General features: G+C 64.5%; 13 protein-coding genes and 1 pseudogene. 9 read left to right on the top strand and 5 right to left on the bottom strand.

The features are described 5' to 3' along the window. Positions 1 to 167 precede the first annotated feature (167 nt). Complete coding sequence (locus AC6JAM_RS20380) at positions 168 to 1,430, top strand: ROK family protein (protein WP_497935765.1); 1,263 nt, start codon at positions 168 to 170, stop codon at positions 1,428 to 1,430. Positions 1,431 to 1,922: 492 nt separating this feature from the next. On the opposite strand, the gene AC6JAM_RS20375 is transcribed toward AC6JAM_RS20380, so the two are convergent. Both AC6JAM_RS20375 and AC6JAM_RS20370 read right to left on the bottom strand, forming a co-directional pair. Beyond that, positions 1,923 to 3,473 carry an MDR family MFS transporter gene (locus AC6JAM_RS20375; RefSeq protein WP_497935763.1) on the bottom strand — a complete coding sequence of 517 codons (1,551 nt, stop codon included), beginning with the start codon at positions 3,471 to 3,473 and terminating at the stop codon, positions 1,923 to 1,925. Between the two features lie 322 nt (positions 3,474 to 3,795). Further along, a complete protein-coding gene (locus AC6JAM_RS20370; RefSeq protein WP_497935761.1) occupies positions 3,796 to 4,752 on the bottom strand; it encodes a LysR family transcriptional regulator in 957 nt (318 codons plus the stop codon). A 132-nt stretch (positions 4,753 to 4,884) separates the two neighbouring features. Here AC6JAM_RS20370 and AC6JAM_RS20365 point away from each other — a divergent pair, with 132 nt between their 5' ends. From AC6JAM_RS20365 to AC6JAM_RS20330, 8 genes and pseudogenes are all read left to right on the top strand, one after another. Further along, the gene (locus AC6JAM_RS20365; RefSeq protein ID WP_497935759.1) at positions 4,885 to 5,904 is read left to right on the top strand and encodes a VOC family protein; all 1,020 of its coding nucleotides are present in this window, start codon (positions 4,885 to 4,887) and stop codon (positions 5,902 to 5,904) included. 6 nt (positions 5,905 to 5,910) lie between these two features. Beyond that, entirely contained in the window at positions 5,911 to 6,855 is a 945-nt protein-coding gene (locus AC6JAM_RS20360) for a fumarylacetoacetate hydrolase family protein (RefSeq protein WP_497935757.1), read from the top strand. Further along, positions 6,852 to 7,895 carry a cyclase family protein gene (locus tag AC6JAM_RS20355; protein WP_497935756.1) on the top strand — a complete coding sequence of 348 codons (1,044 nt, stop codon included), beginning with the start codon at positions 6,852 to 6,854 and terminating at the stop codon, positions 7,893 to 7,895. The genes AC6JAM_RS20360 and AC6JAM_RS20355 overlap by 4 nt, the downstream gene beginning before the upstream one ends. A gap of 74 nt (positions 7,896 to 7,969) precedes the next feature. Then, a complete protein-coding gene (locus tag AC6JAM_RS20350; RefSeq protein ID WP_497935754.1) occupies positions 7,970 to 9,094 on the top strand; it encodes an FAD-dependent oxidoreductase in 1,125 nt (374 codons plus the stop codon). Continuing rightward, a complete protein-coding gene (locus tag AC6JAM_RS20345; RefSeq protein ID WP_497935752.1) occupies positions 9,091 to 10,164 on the top strand; it encodes an amidohydrolase family protein in 1,074 nt (357 codons plus the stop codon). Before AC6JAM_RS20350 ends, AC6JAM_RS20345 begins: the two co-directional genes overlap by 4 nt. An 11-nt stretch (positions 10,165 to 10,175) precedes the next feature. Continuing rightward, the gene (locus AC6JAM_RS20340; protein WP_497935749.1) at positions 10,176 to 11,144 is read left to right on the top strand and encodes a fumarylacetoacetate hydrolase family protein; all 969 of its coding nucleotides are present in this window, start codon (positions 10,176 to 10,178) and stop codon (positions 11,142 to 11,144) included. A 93-nt stretch (positions 11,145 to 11,237) separates the two neighbouring features. Next, a pseudogene (locus tag AC6JAM_RS20335) lies at positions 11,238 to 11,929 on the top strand (carboxylesterase family protein). Beyond that, positions 11,859 to 12,746, top strand: coding sequence for a carboxylesterase family protein (locus AC6JAM_RS20330; RefSeq protein WP_497935747.1), 888 nt, complete (start codon positions 11,859 to 11,861; stop codon positions 12,744 to 12,746). The pseudogene AC6JAM_RS20335 and the gene AC6JAM_RS20330 overlap by 71 nt, the downstream one beginning before the upstream one ends. Positions 12,747 to 12,962: 216 nt before the next feature. On the opposite strand, the gene AC6JAM_RS20325 is transcribed toward AC6JAM_RS20330, so the two are convergent. The 3 genes from AC6JAM_RS20325 to AC6JAM_RS20315 all read right to left on the bottom strand — a co-directional run bounded on the left by AC6JAM_RS20325 (position 12,963) and on the right by AC6JAM_RS20315 (position 18,834). Then, positions 12,963 to 13,997: a DUF4192 domain-containing protein gene (locus AC6JAM_RS20325; protein WP_497935746.1), complete on the bottom strand. Its 1,035-nt coding sequence runs from the start codon at positions 13,995 to 13,997 to the stop codon at positions 12,963 to 12,965. A gap of 1,898 nt (positions 13,998 to 15,895) precedes the next feature. After that, positions 15,896 to 16,171, bottom strand: coding sequence for a hypothetical protein (locus AC6JAM_RS20320; protein ID WP_497935745.1), 276 nt, complete (start codon positions 16,169 to 16,171; stop codon positions 15,896 to 15,898). A 470-nt stretch (positions 16,172 to 16,641) separates the two neighbouring features. Further along, on the bottom strand, positions 16,642 to 18,834 hold the full coding sequence (locus AC6JAM_RS20315) for an alpha-galactosidase (protein WP_497935743.1): 2,193 nt from the start codon (positions 18,832 to 18,834) through the stop codon (positions 16,642 to 16,644). Positions 18,835 to 18,839 lie beyond the last annotated feature (5 nt).

Here is an 18,839-nt window from a genome sequence, read left to right as displayed (position 1 = left end):
CGGCGTGTCAGGCCAACCCCGGATCCACCGTTATTCAGACACTCCCAGTCCGGCGGAAGGAATGTTTTCAACATGGCATTATTTTTTCGACCACTCATCAATGGGGCGGGTCCCCTCGTGACACGTTCCCCTGTTAAGTCCTCGCTTCCGTGGAAGAGTGTTCGAGCATGACGACAAAGTCCACGCTCCGCTTCGGAGCGCAAACGGATGAAGTGACGAGCCTGCTGCGGATCGTCAACATGGTGCGCACTGGTGAGGCGATCACCCGTCCGGAAATCGGCAAAGTGACTGGCCTTGGCCGCGGGGTGGTTTCGCAGCGCGTGGATCAGGCAATCAAGATGGGCCTCTTGGCCGAGGGTGAATTTGGGATCTCTTCCGGTGGCCGTCAACCTCGGAACCTTCGATTTCGCCCTGAACAGGGACTCATTGTCGTTTGTGCTCTGGGGGCACTACACGTCAGGGTGGGTATTGCCAGGCTGGACGGCGACATCGTGGAGCACAGGCACCGTAACTGGGACATTTCCCGTGGGCCTGAGCAAACGATTCAGTTGGTGATGGCGATGGTGGACGACCTGCTGGAGAAGGGGAACAAACAACCCGTGTGGAGCGTCGTACTGGGCCTTCCCGGGCCCGTGGACTTCTCCACCGGCCGGCCTGTGGCGCCGGCCATTATGCCAAGATGGAACGATTTCGACGTCCGCACTCCCTTCGAGGAGCGATACGATGCGCCTGTTTGGGTGGACAATGACGTGAATCTTCTGGCGCTTGGTGAACGGGCCCGACGACGGGAGGTACCCACGGACTTGATCTACTGCAAAATCGGGTTGGGTATCGGCGCCGGACTGTTGTCTGAGGGACGTATACATCGCGGGGCAAACGGTGCTGCCGGCGACATCGGGCATGTCCACGTCGCAGGCTCCGATGCCCAATGCCGCTGCGGGAAAATCGGCTGTCTAGAAGCAGTTGCCAGCGGATGGGCGTTGGTTCGCGACGCAGAGTCGGCGATCGGGCGCGGCGCAAAAGGGCCATTGGCCAGTAGGGCCGGAAAAGCGCCCTTGATACCTGAGGACATTACCTTGGCGGCGGCAGAAGGGGACCCGCTGGCAATCACCCTCATCCGGAGATCGGCACAGGTGGCCGGAGTAGCCATATCGGCCCTGGTGAATATGTTCAACCCCGGAGTGATAGTCATAGGCGGCGTGATCGCGTCTGCTGGGGACGTTTTCCTTTCTGAAGTCCGCAAGAGAATCTACGAACTATCTCTGCCGCTGGCCACGCGCGACCTCCTTGTTCTCCAGTCCGCCAATGACGAACGAGAACCCTTGCGCGGCGGGGTCGAACTGGCCCGCGAGCAACTGTTCGACGTAACCTTCCCACGCTGGTTCGCCCACGGCCGGCCGTCCCCAGGAAGAGTGAAAGTTACGGCATAGCCCTGTACAGATCAGCGCATCTCCTGTCTTAAATTTAGCGGGCTGTGAAGCAGGCTTTCTTCGCCGGCGCCACATCAACTCTCAGGACGAGAATTTCTTGGCTGCAGCGCTGTGACGCGAAATCGAAGCCTGATTGGTGTATGTCCGAGGAAGGTGGGCGGGGGCCTAGACAGTTTTGCATTGGTCTTCCGAACGGATGCTGGCTGGTGACATAGCCCTTGAAAACCAGAACGACTGCGAAAAGAGCGGGAGCATCCGTTCATCGCAACTGCATTCCGTAAGCCCGTCTTGGACGGCGCAGCAGGCGACTCGCGATGATATGGGTGCAGTTGGAAGATCGCTCATCAGGCACGAATACGCAGGTAACCTGAACCGAGCGGACCCGGGGCGACGGTTGGAAGTTCTCGGTTCCCCGTCCTCGGGCTCCTCGCCATACAAAACGTGCTTGATGGGTCGCAGTGGGTGCGGAAGACAGCCGCAACCCACTAGGCATCACACCTTTGCTTGCCGTGCCTCATCGGCAGGTTCGATGGAAGTAGCCACGGGTTTGTCCGAAAGGCTGCCATGGGGCAGCATCAACGCTGCAACCAAGCCCAGGACGTATACTGCAGCCAACGCGAGGAAGACGGGCGAGAAAACGTTGTGATAGACGGCCGCGACCGCGGATTGCACAGCGGGATCGGCAGCGTGAACTGACGCTGGTGTGAGGGTACGAGCGTCTAGTCCGGCCGGAAGGAGTGCCGCGACGCCGAATCCGATGACGCCGCCCACAACGGCTGATCCGATGGTTGAACCTATCTGCCCACTGAGGCCCGCGGTTGCGGTCGCGGCGCCGAGCTCGCTGCGAGGCGCGGCGTTTTGCACGATTGCGACCGCGAGGCTCATGAATGCGCCCGTGCCGAGTCCGACGAACGCCATGATGGCCGCCGGCAGCCATAGGGGTGCGCCCTGCGGGAGAAGGGACATGGTTCCAAGTCCGAGAGCTCCCATGGCTGTACCGGCGATGGGGAAGGCGCGGTACCGGCCTGTCCGGGACACGAGCCATCCTGTCAGGAGGTTGCTCACCAGCATTCCAAATACGGTAGCGATGGGTACCAGGCCCGAGAGTGTCGCGCTGACGCCGTATGCCATCTGGAAATAGGTGGGCAGGTAGGCCGTCGCGGAGATGAGACCGGCACCCATAACCGCAGACAGTCCCACGCCTGCAGCGAAGGTGCGGTCGCGGAACATGCGCACAGGGATGATGGGGGCGCTCTGGCCCCGCTCGACGGTGACGAGCGCGCCCAGCGCGACGGCACCCACTCCAACGGCAATCCACCCTGAAGGCTCTGCTGCGCTGAACGAACCCACGGCGAGAACAGCCGACACAAGGACGGCAGTGAGCAGGAGAGCGCCGAACAGGTCGAATCGTCGTCCCCCCGCCGGTTCAATATGGGGGACGGCGATGACCGCCAGGAGGAGCGCGGCGAGCCCCACTGGAACGTTGATCCAGAACACCCACTGCCAGCCCCAGTGGTCGGTGATCAGACCCCCCAGGAGCGGCCCGATGAGAATCGCTACGGGGAAAGCGGCGCCGATGAGTGAAAGATAGCGGGGCCGCTGCCTCGGTGTTGTAACCTCGGCCACGATTGTCTGCGACATCAGTTGCAGGCCGGCTGCGCCCATACCTTGCAGTACTCGAGCGATGAGAAGTTGCGTCATGTCATGCGCCAGGCCACAAGCAAAGGACGATACGACAAAGGCACCGAGGGCAACCAGGAACAAAAGTCGCGGTCCGACTCGGTCACCAAGTCCTCCCAGAACGGGGAGAAGGACGGTGCTGGCGAGCGTGTAGCCCACGACGATCCAGCTCATGTGCTCAAGGCCTCCGAGCTCGCCGGCGACTGTAGCCAGCGAGGTCGAAACGATGGTGTGGTCGAGTGCACCGAGGAACGACACAGCTAACAACGCCAAGATCAGCAACCGCAGTCGGGCGGACGAAAGAGGTGGTGTGCCCGGGCCCAGCGCGAGCCAACGAACAAGGGGGGGAGGGGGAGGGGACATGACGGGTCCTTTCGAAAGTTCAGAAAGGTCCTTGGGTTTCCAGCCCGGATCGTGCCACCAAACCCGGAAGGCGGCACAACCACGCCGACAGAAGGCCGACTAAGACGAATGTCAGGAATACTATGCCAAGAGAACGCGGGCGGGCAAGTCAGCGGGGGGCAGGGGAAGTCCCGCCGCCCCCACCTTGACTGGTACCCCCGCGTCTATAGTGACGACGAGCGGGGCTTCGCACCGCTATACCGGCGGGTGGGCGCGTCAATGCTCAGACCTGCATACGAACTACAGGGTAAAAGTCCCTGCATAGGCAAGTATTACTGCCCACCTAGTCACCTGCGGGTGGCGGAACGTGGATCTCCACCGGGTGTGGCGCCGCGGGGAACAAGCCCGGGAGTTCACCCCCGGCCCGTTGCAGGACGGACCTTAGCCAGGAAGAGGATGCTTCGTCAGTTCTCGACGGGTGCCAGAACATGGCCTCGACGAGGTAGGCCGGCGAGTCGAACACCAGGATCTGCAGGTTCGTCCCTCGACAGGCGCGGCCAGCCAGCATACTCGGTACCAGTGCAACCAAGTCGGTGTCCTCCACCAAGGAAGGCAGTGGGAGGAATCCGGTCACCATGGCGGCTATCTGCCGTTCGATGCCCTGAGTACGAAACAGCTTGTCTGCCGGTGTGAGAATGCCGTCCCCAAAATAGGCGACGGCGTGAGGCAGGTCCGCCAGATCGCTCAACAACAGTTTGGGTCGTTGCAGGACCGGGCTGCGGCCGTCGATCAGGGCTACGAAGTCATCCCTGAAGAGCTGCTTCGATTGCCCTGCCATGCTGTAACCCGTCGGGCCGACGAGCAGATCGATTTTGGCATAGTCCGTGACGTCCCGGCGCAACTCTGAAGTGGGGATGATGTCCACGGACGCGTTGGGAGCCTCGTCGCGAAGGATTTTCCGCAACGGTCCGACCAGGAGGGATGCTGCGTAGTCGGAAGCAGCGATGACGAAGGAGCGCTCACTGGTCGATGGATTAAAGGCCGATTCAGACCGCGTTGCCCGCTCTATCTGAATCATCGCCTCATGCACCATGGGTACCAAGGAGTTCCCAAAGGCGCTCAGGGCATAGCTACGACCGGTGCGGACCAGAAGCTCGTCGTCGAAATGCCGACGGAGTTTGGCCAAAGCAGCACTCATGGCGGGCTGACTCATTCCCAGCCTGTCGGCGGCCTTGGAAACGTTGCGGAACTCGAGGAGAGCCTGAAGCAGGGGGAGCAGGTTGAGGTCCAGTTTCTTCACCAGCACACCGTAGCAAGTATTCGCGATGCTTATACATCCCATAACAAAGTTGCTCTTCCTCAAATCATTCGAGATCCCGATAGTTGAGGGAAGCATTGCACTGCACCTTGAAACTCAGCGAAGGAAATCAGCGTGGAAACTCCCCTCTCCCATCTTGCCCACCTCGAGATCACCACCCCGGACGTGGAAGCGTCGGCACGGTTCTACGAGGAAAAGTTCGGCATGCGCATCATCGATCGCGTGGACGGCAACGTCTACCTGCGCTGCTGGGGCGACTACTACCGCTACAGCCTGGTGGTCACCGAAGGCCCCGAAGCGTCCCTGGGCCGGATGGCTTGGCGCACCAACTCCCAGGCCGCCCTCGAAGCAGCAGCCAAGCGTATCGAAGCGACCGGCGTGCAGGGCACCTGGACCGCCGGTGGCCACGGTTACGGCAAGGCCTACGAATTCACCGGCCCCTACGGCCACCACATGCGTCTCTTCTATGACGTGGAAAAGTTCGTGGCCGAGCCCGGCTTCGAGTCCACCTATCCTGACCGTCCGGAGCGCCGCAGCAGCCACGCCGCCGCGCCCCGCTTCCTGGACCACGTGACCGTGGCGGCTTCCGATGTCCGCGGCTTCGCCAAGTGGTACAACGAGGCCCTCGGCTTCCGCGTCATGGCCTTTGTTGACCTGGACGAAGCACCCATCACCGTGTTCTCCGTGCTGACCACCAACGAAAAGTCCCACGACCTCGGCGTGGTCCTGGACACCTCCAGCCGCGCCGGCCGCGTCAACCACATCGCCTTCTGGGTGGACGCCACCGAGGACCTGCTCCGCACCGCGGACGTCATGATGGAAAATGGCACCCCGATGGAATACGGCCCCTCCATCCACGGCGTGGGCGAGCAGAACTTCCTCTACTTCCGTGACCCCTCAGGCCTCCGGGTGGAGCTCAACTCCGGCGGCTACCGCAACTACGTCCCGGACTGGGACGCCAACACCTGGAAACCCTCGCTCGGTTCGAACAACTTCTACAAGAACGGCGCGATGCCGCACTCCATGACCGAATCCTTCCCGCCGGCCGAGGGCTTCACTGCCACCGAAGAAGGTGCTTCCCCCGAGATGAAGGAAGCGCTCCTGAACCCGTACGCCAAGCAGGGCCGGGGTTAAGACACCATGACTGACGCAACCTATTCTCTCATCCGCTTCCAGGAGGCCGGCGACAGCAAGGCCCGGGCGGGCCTGCTGGTGGACGGCCGGGTCCTGCCGCTGGACGGGGACATCAACTCCCTCATCGAGCACTGGGACACCACCGAAGCCCAGCTGGACAGCCTCGCCGCCTCCGCTGGCGGGGACACCGGCCTGGCGTTGGCCGACGTCGAGGTCCTCGCTCCGGTGGAGCCTGCCCAGGTCCTGCAGACCGGTGCGAACTACCGCAAGCACGTGATCGACCTCGCCGCAGCACACCGCGAACCGGGCCAGGACGAGGAGGAAGTGCGCGCGAAGACGGCGGCCATGATGGATAAGCGAGCAGGCCAGGGCACGCCGTACTTCTTCATCGGACTCCCGACGGCGATCGCCTCCGCCACGGACAACCTCACCCTGCCTGCCTATTCCCAATCCCACGACTGGGAGCTGGAGCTGGCGGCAGTCATCGGCAGGACGGCGTTCCGGGTCACCCCGGAGGAGGCCTTGGACTACGTGTTCGGCTACACCATGGTCAACGACATCACCACCCGTGAATACGTCTTCCGCAAGGACATGCCTGCCATCGGCTCGGACTGGTACCGGGCCAAGAACGCCCCCGGGTTCCTGCCCACCGGCCCGCTGCTGGTGCCCGCCAAGTTCTTCGGCGACCCCCAGGACGTCCAGGTGACCCTGAAGCTCAACGGCAAGGCCATGCAGGACGAGTCCACCTCCGACATGATCTTCGGCGTCGCCAAGCTCGTCAGCGAAGCCTCCCAGATCATGCCGCTGCGCCCGGGCGACCTGGTCCTCACCGGCAGCCCGGCCGGCAACGGTGCTCACTGGGGCCGGCTGCTCCAGGACGGCGACGTCATGGAAGGCACCATCACGGGACTGGGCACCCAGCTCATCCACTGCAAGGGCGAGATCCAGTGACCACGCAGGACACCGTTCCGGCGGGCACCACCGGCACCGGGGAATCAACCGATTCTCCGGTGATCCGGCGTGAGGATCCGCTCGGCAGCATCCGGGCCATGGCCGCAGCGCACAACAACTGGGGCCGTTGGGGCCAGGACGACGTCCTGGGCACCCTGAACTTCATCGACGCCGCCAAGCGGATCGAAGCCGCGGCCCTGGTCAAGACGGGCGAGGCGTTCTCGCTGTCCCAGCCGTTCGACACCAACGGACCGCAGAAGGGCTGGCGCCGGCGCACCAACCCTGTCCACACCATGACCGACACCGGCGTGGATGCCGAACGGGGCAACCAGGGATTCCCGCACGGCTTCGGCGGCGCGGACGACGTTATCGCCATGCCGCTTCAGTGCTCCACGCAGTGGGACGGGCTGGGACACATCTTCGACCAGGGCAAGGCCTGGAACGGCCGCGCCGCCGGGGAAGTGGTCACCTCCGAAGGCGACCTGGTGACCGGCATCGAAACCGCTGCGGCAAAGATCGTTACCCGCGGCGTCCTGCTCGATGTCGGCCGCGCGTTGGGACCGGAGCTCGGCAGGGACGACGGCGAGCTGCCGGATGGTTTCGCCATCACCCCGGAGCACCTCCAGCGGACCATTGACCTGCAGGGGCCCAGCTCCAGGGTGGGCCGGGGCGACATCGTGGTGATCCGCACCGGGCAGCACACCAGGGTCCGCCGCGACGGCTGGGGCGACTACGCCGGCGGCTCAGCCCCCGGGTTGTCCTTCAGCACCGCGCCCTGGCTCCACAGCTCCGAAATTGCCGGGATCGCCACGGACACGTGGGGCTTCGAAGTCCGTCCCAACGAGTTCGACGGCGCTTTCCAGCCGCTCCACCAGATCGCCATCCCCAACCTCGGCCTGTTCCTTGGCGAGATGTGGGATCCGGACGGCCTGGCGGAAGCGTGCACAGCGGATGGCAGGTACGACTTCCTGCTTACGGCTGCTCCACTTCCCATTACCGGCGCGGTGGGCTCGCCCGTCAACCCGATTGCCGTGCGGTAGCCTCCGCAACGAAAACAACAGAGCCTCAGGGCACCATAATCAGCAGTAACGCCGTCAATACAAAGGAGTCAGCGATGGCAGCAGTACAGAACGTCGGAATCGTCGGGGCCGGAGCCGCGGGACTGACCGCAGCCATCCTCCTGGCCGACGCCGGAATCCAGGTCGAAATCCTCGAAAAGGCGGACGCCCCGCAGATCCTTGGATCCGGAATTACCCTGCAAGGCAACGCCCTGCGGGTCCTCCGCCAGCTCGGCGTCTGGGACCAGGTGGAGACTAAGGGCTACGGGTTCAGCACCCTCGGCCTCCGCGCCCCGGACCCCGCCGGCACCGTCATCGCGGTTCTCGAGGACATCCGCACCGGCGGCGGGGACCTTCCCGCCACCATGGGCATGTACCGCCCCGACCTCACCGCCATCCTCCGCGAACGCGCCGAACAGGCAGGCGCCCGGATCAGCTACGGCAAGACCGTCACCGCAATAACGGACGACGGCGGATCCGTCACCGCGAGCACCGCCGACGGCGGCAGCGCAGCGTACGACCTCCTGATCGGCGCCGACGGCCTGCACTCAGCCGTGCGCAAGGCCATCGGCATCGACGTGGAACCCCGGCCCACCGGCATGGGCATCTGGCGTGCCTTCGTGGAGCGGCCCGAAGAGGTAGTCCGCACCGACCTCACCTATGGCGGTCCCTGCTTCATCGCCGGCTACTGCCCCACCGGCCCGGACACCATCTACGCCTACCTGGTGGAGAAGGCACAGGAGCGCAAGCACGAGGACGGGCCCCGCATCATGGCCGAACTCGCCGCGGCCTACGGCGGCCCTTGGAAGGAAATCGGCGCCAACCTGGACCACAGCGCCCGCATCAACTACACTTGGTTCACCACCCACCTCGTCGACGGCCCGTGGAACCGCGGCCGCACCGTGATCATCGGCGACGCCGCGCACAGCTGCCCGCCCACGGTCGCCCAGGGCGCAGCCATGGCGCTGGAGGATGCCGCTGTGCTGGCTGAGCTGCTGATCCAGGCTGACGACCTCACGGAAACCCTGTGGAAGGAATTCACCGACCGCCGGCTGGACCGGGCCAAGGCAGTAGTCACCGCCTCCGTCCAGCTGGGCCAGTGGATGCTCGACGGCGTCCGCGACGCCAACGTGCCCGGCCTCATGAACTCGCTGTCCACCATGCTGAAGGAACCCGCATGAGCACCGATTCTGTTCACGCGCCCACCGTGGATGTCCACGCCCACATCCTGCTTCCAGCTTTGCAGCAGCTTGTGGCCGAGGCGGATCCCGAGGGCTTCGGCGCCCAGCAGGCCCTGGAGGTACGGCGCAACGGCCCGGAGTCCATGGCCGCGTCGGGCCAGATGATCAAGGAGCGCTGGCCGCAGCTGACGGCCCTGGACCGCCGGCTCGCGGACATGGATGCCCAGGGCGTGGATGTGCAGCTGGTCTCGCCGTCGCCGTCGCACTTCTACTACTTTGCGGGTGAGGAGCTGGCCCTCAAACTGGCCAAGTCCGCCAACCAGGCGGTGCGGGAGTTCGTGGACCGCGCCCCGGACCGGCTCAACGGCCTGGGCCTGGTCCCGCTCCAGCACCCCGCTCTGATGGTGGAAGCCCTGGAGCACGCTGTGGTGGACTGCGGCCTGCTGGGCGTGGAGATCGGCTCGTTCGCCGCCACCCCCGAGGACCCGGAGCGCAGCACCGTTGAGCTGTCCGACCCCAGGTTGGAACAGTTCTGGAGCCGGGCCGAGGAACTGGGCGCCCTGGTGTTCCTGCACCCGTTCGGCTGCTCGCTGGATGAGCGGCTGGACCGCTTCTACCTCGCCAACACCGTCTCCCAGCCCGCCGAAAACGCTGTCGCCCTGTCCCACCTGATCTTCAGCGGGGTCCTGGACCGGCATCCGGAGCTCAAGGTTGTGGCAGCACACGGCGGCGGCTACCTTCCCACCACGCTGGGCCGCTCGGACCACGCGTGGAAGGTCCGGCCGGAGGCCCACGGCTGCGCCCAGCCGCCGTCGTCCTACCTGAAGAAGCTGTACTTCGATTCGCTGGTCCACAGCCCCGCTGAACTGCGGGCCCTCGTGGCCTCCGCGGGCCCGGAGCAGGTGCTGCTCGGCTCGGACTACCCGTTCGACATGGGATCGGACCTCCCGGTGGACGAGGTGCAGGCTGCCGGACTCCCGGCCGACGACGAAACCCAGGTCTTGGGCGGCAACGCACGCACCCTGGGCATCACCGCGGCAGCCGCCCTGACCGCCCGACGCAACGCCTAAGGAACACGCCCATGGTCAAAATTGCCCGTTGGAATCACGACGGCGGGACACAGTCCGGCTTCGTGGACGGCGGAAACTGCTACTCCCTCCCAGCAGGCCAGGGCGTCCAGACACTGCTCGACGCCGGACTCGACGAAACCCTGCGCGTTGCCCGGGAAACCGTAAGTTCCGCCCCTTCCGTTCCTCTGGCGGAGGTGCGTCTGCTCGCCCCGCTGGAGCCCGCCACCATCCGGGACTTCGTGGCGTTTGAGGAACACGTGGAAGGCGTGCGGAAGAGCATCGACGGCGTGGCCGGCGTGGTGCCCGAATGGTACGAGGCACCCACCTTCTACTTCACGAACCCGCACACCGTGACGGGCACCGGCGAGGTGATCGGGATTCCGGCGGGCTGTACGGATCTGGACTTTGAGACGGAAGTCGCCGCCATCGTCGGACGCGTTCCAGGCAGCGACGGCAGGAACCTGACCGCGGAGGAGGCCCACCGGCACATCTTCGGCTACACAGTGCTCAACGACTGGTCGGCCCGAGACCTGCAGCGCCGGGAAATGAAGGTCAGCCTCGGCCCCTGCAAGGGCAAGGACTTCGCCAACACGCTCGGCCCCTGGATTGTCACGGCGGACGAGTTCGAGGACCGGCACGATGCCGAGGGCTTCCTGCCCATCGCCATGTCCGTCCAAGTCAACGGCGAAGCCATCGGGCAGGACCTGCTCTCCAACATGGGCTGGCCGTTCGCCGAACTCGTGGCCTATGCCTCGCAGGACTCGGTCGTGCGGCCCGGCGATGTGCTGGGCTCCGGCACGTGCGGCAGCGGCTGCCTGGCCGAGCTCTGGGGCCGGAACGGCGCGAAGACTCCGCCGCCGCTGAAAACCGGTGACGCGGTCCGCATGACGGTGGAAGGCATCGGGACCATCGAGAACACCATCGGCGACCAACGCAAAGGTGTGACTCGCGTTCCTGCACGTTCGAGGAGGGCAACATGACCGCCACTGAAGCCACTCAGCCTACGATCCCACCGGTCCTGGCCGGCCAAACCACAGCGAAGAACATGACGCCGCTCCACCCCGGCAGGATCCATCCGCGGCACCTCCCTTGAGATCGACGGGACCACCGTCCACCGGTTCTTGGGCATCCCCTACGCGGAGCCGCCGTCGGGAGCCAACCGCTTCCGGCCGCCGGTACCGGCTTTGCCCTGGACCGGAGTGCTCGATTGCACCGCCCCGGCCCGGCCGCGCCCCAGAACCCCGAATCCCACGCACCTCCCGGCTCCACACCGCGCTCCTGGAGCGAAGAGGCCTGCCTCAACCTGAACATGTGGACCCCGGGAACAGATGGGCCGGCCAGGCCGGTGATGGTATGGATCCACGGCGGCGCCTACCTCATGGGCGCCAACAGCGATGCAATGTACGACGGCGCCCGGCTCGCCGCTGCGGCGGGCGCAGTGCTGGTGTCCATCAATTGCCGCCTGGGTGTGCTGGGTTTCCTGCACCTGGCGGATCTGTTGGAGCCCGGTTACGAGGACTCTCCAACCTTGCCCTGCGGGACCAGCTGGAAGCCCTGCGCGGGGTCAGCCGCAACATCGGCGCCTTCGGCGGCGACCCCCCACAACGTGACCATTTTCGGCGAGTCCGCAGGCGCCGCAGCCATCGGCACCCTGCTGGGGATGCCGGCCTCGGAAGGGCTCTTCCGAGGCCATCATGCAAAGCGGCACGGCCGAACGCTACCGCCTGCCGGAGGATTCCGCGCGGGTCAGCGCCGCATTCCTTGAACTTTGCGGTCTGGACGGCTCCTCAGCAAAGGAACTGCCGACCCTCCCGTTGGAGCGGCTCCTGGAAGCCCAGACCGCTCTGGAACAGGGTGCCGCCGCGGAGTCCTTCGCGGTTCCGCTGCCGTTCCAGCCCACGGTGGGCACGCCGTCGCTGCCGGTGCCACCGCTGGAAGCGGTCCGGAACGGGGTCAACAGCGGGGTTGACCTGCTGATTGGCACCAACCTGAACGAGGGCCCGTTCGCCGTCGAAATGCGCCCGGACTCTGATGCTGACCCGGACTACCCGGACCGTTCCGCCGCCGTGCTGTCCGGCGCCGGGGTCCCGCCTGAGGCTGCCCCCGGCTACGCGGAGGCGCTCACCCGGCTGTTGGGCAGGGAACCGGGAGGCAAGGAACTCCTGGAAGCGGCTATCGCCGACTCCCTCTACCGCCAGCCCAGCAACCGCCTGCTGGCCGCCCGCCAGGAGGCCGCAGGAAAGAACCTCGCTTACCTGTTCACGTGGCGCAGCCCGGCGATGGGCGGGAGGCTGGGAGCCTGCCACGCCCTCGGTATCCCGTTCGTCTTCCGGCACCTGGACGCGCCGGAATCCGCCTTCCTCACCCAGGGCAAGGCGCCCCAGTCCCTCAGCGATGCCATGACCCGGGCATGGGCGGCCTTCGCGAAGGTAGGAACACCTGACACGAAGCACCTTGCCTGGCCAGAGTATGGCGGGCGGCGCAACACGATGGTGCTCGACAGCGAGTCCCGGCTGGAAGCCGACCCCCGCCGGGAGATCCGGGAGTTCTTCGAAGCCGTCAGGCTGCTGTCAGCGAGTTAAGTGGTCGCCGAGCACACCCGCGATGTAGCCGACACACCCGCCCGCGCCACAGCGACCGGGCCCGGGCTGACCAGTTCTGATCCCGCATTTGGGGCGAAGAAACCACCCGGTCCGAGGCCAGAACCAGCCCCATTTCGGCCACTCCCCCGCCCATTTTCGAACGCCGATAATTGATCTTCTGTTAAGCTGCGCCAACTCGGCTAGTCCTGAAGTGCCTCACGGAAGGTCGTAGGGCAGGGATTTGTATGCGGTGTCTTTGTTCATGTTCCAGCCGGCGACGATGCCGGAACCGACCATCTGGTCGCTGAGGCGGGCGAGACGGTAGGCGGGGTCGGTGTCGAGGGCGAGTTGGAGGAATTGGTGGGCTTTGCTGCCTTTGCCCTCCCACCAGTTGATGTAGCCGATGGCGGTGAGGACTGGTGCTGCGTGTTCGGGGGAGGTGCGGGTGTAGGCGTGGAGGAGGAGTTGTTGTGCCCATTCAATGCGCGACCACTTCGGGGCCTCTGTGGTCTGGGCGAACAGGATGTGCTGCATGGGTTCGTCAATCCCTGGAATATCGGCTATGAGTCTGTCTCGGATGGCGGGGAATTGCAGGTTCGCGACGAGGGCGTGGCAGTCGTCGTCGCTGGGGAAGTCCGCGGAGCCGAGCATGTTGGCCCAGAGTTCCCGCCCGTGCAGGATGGCAGTCTCGGTGGTTTGAGACCCGATGGAATGCATGTGGTCTTTGACGGCGGCCACTTTCGCTGCTTCGTGGCCGGCAGGTGGAAGAGTGATGTGGTCTGTGGATTCGATGAAGCTGCCGCGGTAGATGAATTCGGCGTTGATCGCGCTGGTTTCGGTGGAGCTGACGGGCAGGGCGAGGTTGGTGCCTGGTTCGCCGTCGTAGGGGGAGAAGGTTTCGCCGCCAACGAAGAGACCGTCTCGGATGGTGATGCCTTGTTCTGCGAGGACTCCGGTGAGCGCCGCGATGGTGCCGGCCTGCGGCCTGGCCTGCCCGGGTTGGCTGGTTTCGCTGGTGTAGACGGCGAAGAGGATGGACGTGGCGGTGGTGTCGCTGGTGAGGTAGTGAGCGACGGTTTGTGCGTAGGAGAGTTCCTGGCCCGGTTGGTGGGGGAGGTCGATGCGGAGAGTGGCTCCGATGCTGTTGTCTTTCATTGTGATGCACACCAGGCTTTCCTGGGGCCAGAAGCCGAGGGTGTGCCCAATGAAGCTGAGGACATCTGATGGTGTTTTGAGCGTGAGCTTTTCCATGATCCCGTGTTTCCCTTCACCCTGCGATTGCTGTTTCTTCTGCGGTTGTTGGTTATGGGCGTCGTTCTGGTAGGGGACCATCCGCTGGGTCGAGGGGCCGGAGTGCAACTTGGGGGACCGGCCCCGGGACTGGAAACTTCCATGCGGAGCGCATGCGCCTTGTTGCGCAAAGTTTTCGGTTTCGGGGTCGGCGCGGTAGCGCCCTGGTTGCGCGGAGGACCCGCCCAGCGATCATGGGGAGTACCAGAATGACAAGCAGTTCGTCCTTCTGCTTGTCCATCGACTCCGCGCGACAATGCGGCATGACTTACGGGGGAAGGCCCCTTGGAATGAGGCGTGGTCGTGTAGTGGATTGGAGTACAGGCATGGCGGACCACTGGCTGCTTAAAGGAGCAGGGCCAGGACGGTAGAACAAACAAGACCGGGAAAGAATGGAAGTGGCGGTTACAGCTTTGCGTGCGGGCAGCCAGTGTCAGGAAGGGTACCGTTTTGGTACCGTGAAGCGGTGGTTATGAATCTCCGTGTCCCTGAGGAGCCCGAGCGGCGGCTGGAGAAGTTGGCTGCCGGGGAATATGCGTCCCAGCCCGCGCTTCTGTTGCAGGGCGCAGAGTTGGTTCTGCAGCGCCGCGCGCGCCGGCGTGAAATCAGTGAGGGCCTTGGCTTTGTTATGAGTCATGACGCTGATTTGCTTAAGCGTCAAGAGGACGCGTGACGGCGTAGTCTGGTTTCAGGCTGGTTGTGGGCTCGCTGCTGGCACAACTGACTTGCCCGCCCAGGTTTACAGGCATCTGATGCCCCCGGTAGTGCTTCAGCAGCCCCGAATGGGGTGTGGACAATGTCCACACTTTCCGCGCCGGATCGGCCTGTACAGCCGTCAAACTGCTCCGGTTTCCGGATGTTTCCGCGGGTTTCCAGTGTTTTCAAGGGCTTGAAGCCGGTTCGAGTCCCACCTCGGGCACAACATACCCCCTCGTTAGAGGGGTTTTGCTTTAACGTGTTGACATGGCTTGTGGGGGCGTCCCTCTGACGCTAGGTTTGCGGGCTGTGGCCTGGCTGCCGCTGAGCCTATTCAGGTGTGTGGGTGGCGGGTTCAAGACCCTGGCTGGTGGGCCCTCCGCCTGCTGAGTTGGGGTTTCTGCGGTTCCTCGTTCCGGTTCTGTCGTGTAGACCCGGGCTGGCCTACACCTATTCATGGTTCCGGGCAGGCCTTGCAACATGACTTCCCGGTTCTGGGTGCTGGCCCCGTACCCGAACCTCGCCTGCCTGCCAATTGGGGAGTTGGCGCGTGGTTTGTCCTGCCAAAGGAGGTGTGGACATCGTCCACACTTATATCTGATTTAAATGGCTGGCCGGCCAAGGGAGGGGCACCGAGTAACTTCCGAATTGCAGACGAGGCGTAGGGGCTTGATGGCGGAGGGGAGCAGGACGAGCGACTACGAAGCTCAGTGCGGCAAAGCAAATCTGGTGCTGGTTGTTCAAAGCGTACGGAGCCTGACCCGACTCTGAAAACTCAGGGTGCTTGGGCCGAACCGGCGATTGGCCCCTGCCGCCAACGTCGAATGGCACTGGCCGTTTGAGCAGCATAAGAACTGTCCAAATTTCGGTCTCAGAAGTGTTTCAAGCCGTCGTTTGTGCAGGGAAAGCGATCCTAAGTCTGACCAACCCTAATGGCCTCCCTCAGGTCATGTTGGGCTGTGCCCCAAACCAGGTGCCCGCGCTCTGCGACCGGGTTGGGGATTTATCGGGAATTACCGTGGTCCACGGTGCCGCTCGTGTCGTTCTCGTAACATCAGGCGTTTTTCGCGTCTGGTTCGATCCGGAGTATCCGGACCGAGGGGCGGCCTAAGGGGCCTTCAGTGGCAAGTTCGTAGGGGTGTTCAAACGTGTCCCACCGGCGATCACTGACAGGTATTCTTCGGAATGCCCTGGGGGTGGTTAGGTGCTGACTCTTTTTCATGCTGTTGGCGTATCAGTCCGAAGGGGACGGCTGGATGGGCGCGGACAATGTATCTGCCTGCGTCTATCCGTGTTACGAGGATCCCTGTCCGGTGTTCCACGGCGGCCTTATGCACGACGTCAATGGCCTTCGTGAGGGCATCGTTGACCTCAACCGCGTGATTGACGTGTATTTCCAGCATGCCCGGGGCTTCCAAAACTGAAGTCTCAATTTCCATGATGTGCTCCTAACTCAAGCTGCTTTGTATGCCTCCAAGAGATTGCGGAAGATGCCGGTCTTACACGAAATCTCTGTCAGTGGCAGGGTCCCAAGCCCGGGGCACCGTCTGGAACAGGGATTGATGGTGAGGACACATCCCGAAGGGGCGGCCATCGTCGGGAGTTGGGCCACGGGTTGCGGCACCCCTGGGTTGGAGCCGAGCTCAATGTTCTCCACGTAATGGGATTTGTGCTCGCCATACGTGGTGGGCGGTCTTAATCAGAATGAAGTTCAGCGTTCCATGTGATTGTGGTGTTGGATCGCCACCATCTCGCGGCCGGCTTCCTGTAGGTACAAGACTGTGTGCGAACCGATATACCGGTGCCACCTGTGACCAGAATTCCGTTGTGCATCCTTACTGAGCGAAGGCCACCCCGACGTTCCGGCGGTTCTGGAGAGCGGGGAACGTCGGGGCAGGCCCATCAGTTGTTACAACGCTGTGAGTTCGAGGAGCAGTGCGTGTTCCGGATTGAGGGCGGGCATGGGCAACCCAACCTCAGCCAGGAACCGGCCGGTGGCTGCCGCGCCGTCCGCCAGCCAGGCCGGAGGCCGCACCTGGATGAACGTATGCGGGTAGTCGGCGTCACCCGGAGCCGGGAAGACAGCCTCCACACGGTACTCTCGGCCCGGCTCCAGACCCGGGATGGATATCCGTCCCGGCTGTTCAGCGACCGCCGCGCGCATACTCACGACGGCGAACAGTGCCGCGGTTGTGCCTTGCGGGGCACCGTTGGGGGCCACTACGCCGTGCAGCATGAGGGAATCGTCGGGCACGTCGACGCGGACCATGCTGCTGGAGTGGATCAGGTTCCGGTGTTCTTTGTACAGGCCGATGAACCGCTTGAGTTCCTCGCGCTCGGCGCCGGAAACCTGCCGGACGTCCCACTCCATGCCGAAGTGGCCGAACAGTGCGGTGATGGCGCGGAACGACAGGTCGTGGGTGCGTGAGGTGGTGTGCGAGGTGGTGGGTCCGATGTGGCTGCCCACCAGCTCGGGCGGGACCACAACGCCGGTCCAGCGCTGGATGGTCTGGCGTTCCAGGGCGTCGTTGCAGTCCGAGGCCCAGATGCGATCGGTGCGTTCCAGGATGGCCAGGTCTACGCGGCCGCCGCCCGAGGAGCAGCTCTCGATGTCGACGCCGGGATGCGCCGTGCGGAGCTCGTCAAAGAGGCGGTAGGCGGCGAGGGTCTGTTCGTGGACGGAGGAGCGGCCGGCATGACCGTGTTCGAGCAGGTCGCGGTTCTGGTCCCACTTGAGGTAGCTGATGTTGTTTTCACGCAGAAGGGCGTCAATGCTGTCATAGATGTACTGCCACGCCGCCGGGTTTACGAGGTCGATGACGTGCTGCTGCCGCCATTCGAGTGGCAGGCGGCCGCCGTCCTTGTAGCTCTGGACGGACGGGCCAACAATCCATTCCGGGTGCGCACGGACGATGTCGGAGTCCAGGTTGACCATTTCCGGTTCCACCCAGAGGCCGAACTCCATGCCGCGGGAGGTGACGGCGTCGATCAGCGGCGTGAGGCCGTCGGGCCAGAGTGACTCGTCGACGTACCAGTCGCCCAGTCCGGCGCGGTCGTCGCGGCGTCCGCGGAACCAGCCGTCGTCGAGCACGAAGCGCTCAACACCAAGCTCCGCGGCGGACTCAGCCAGCTCGATGAGGGTGGCCAAGTTGTGGTCGAAGTAGACGGCTTCCCAGACATTGAGCACCACCGGACGAGGCTTGCCGGCTGGCAGCCCGGTGGTGGTTGCTGGCAAAACGTGGTGGGGGCGGGACCGGAACCAGCGGTAGAACGCCTCGCTGATGCCGTCCAGGCCGCGGTCCGAGTAGGCAGCAAAGAGCACAGGAGTGGTGTAGCTGGTGCCTGGTTCGAGGATGACTTCGGCGGGACCGAGGAGTTCGGAGCCGCCGATCATGGTGCGGCCGTCGCCGATGGTGTCCGCGAACTGTTCGTGGTTGCCGCTCCAGGCCAGGTGCGTGGCCCATACCTTGCCGTGGCGGTTGCCAAATCCGGCGGTGCCCGCGGCGAAAAGCAGGGAGGAGTCGTGTCCGGTGCGGCCGTGCCGGCCGGTGCGGACCCAGGTGCCCTGTTGGATGGGGCGGCGCTGTGGGTGGCGTTCCCGGCACCAGCGCCCAGTGAGGTCCAGAAGTTCGACGGCGTCAGGGGCCACCGGGAGGACGGTCGCCAGTTCGTCCACCTGGAACGGGGTGGTGCCATCATTGGTGACAGTGTGGCGCAGCTCCAGCAGGCCGCCGTCGTGCAAGGTCAGGGCGGACGTAACGGTGAGGCCGGCGTCGGGATCGGACTGGGCGATGACGGCGGAGTTGCCCTCGGTGCTGGCAGTGACGACGCGGAGGCGGGCTGAGAAGTCCAGGCCGGAGACGCCGTCGGCCATCCGGTGTCCGCGCAGGCCAGCCCGGCCTCGCCAACCGGATGCGGCCTGGGGCAGGAGGCCGGTGGGTACGGCGGCGTCGATGGACGACGGTGGGATAGCGGCTGTGAGGAGGGCGAGGTCCGGCAGCGTGCTGCCAAGATCCGCGCCCCAGTGGATGACCTCGGCCTCCCGGCTGTCGAAGCTGATCACCAGGCTGGTGCCGGCGGAACGGAGGTGTAGCGGGTCCATAAATG

It is taken from the genome of Arthrobacter sp. GmRoot5-12, assembly GCF_059739365.1.
Note: the sequence above shows the minus strand (reverse complement) of the source record. Positions and strands in the feature narration are given on the sequence as shown.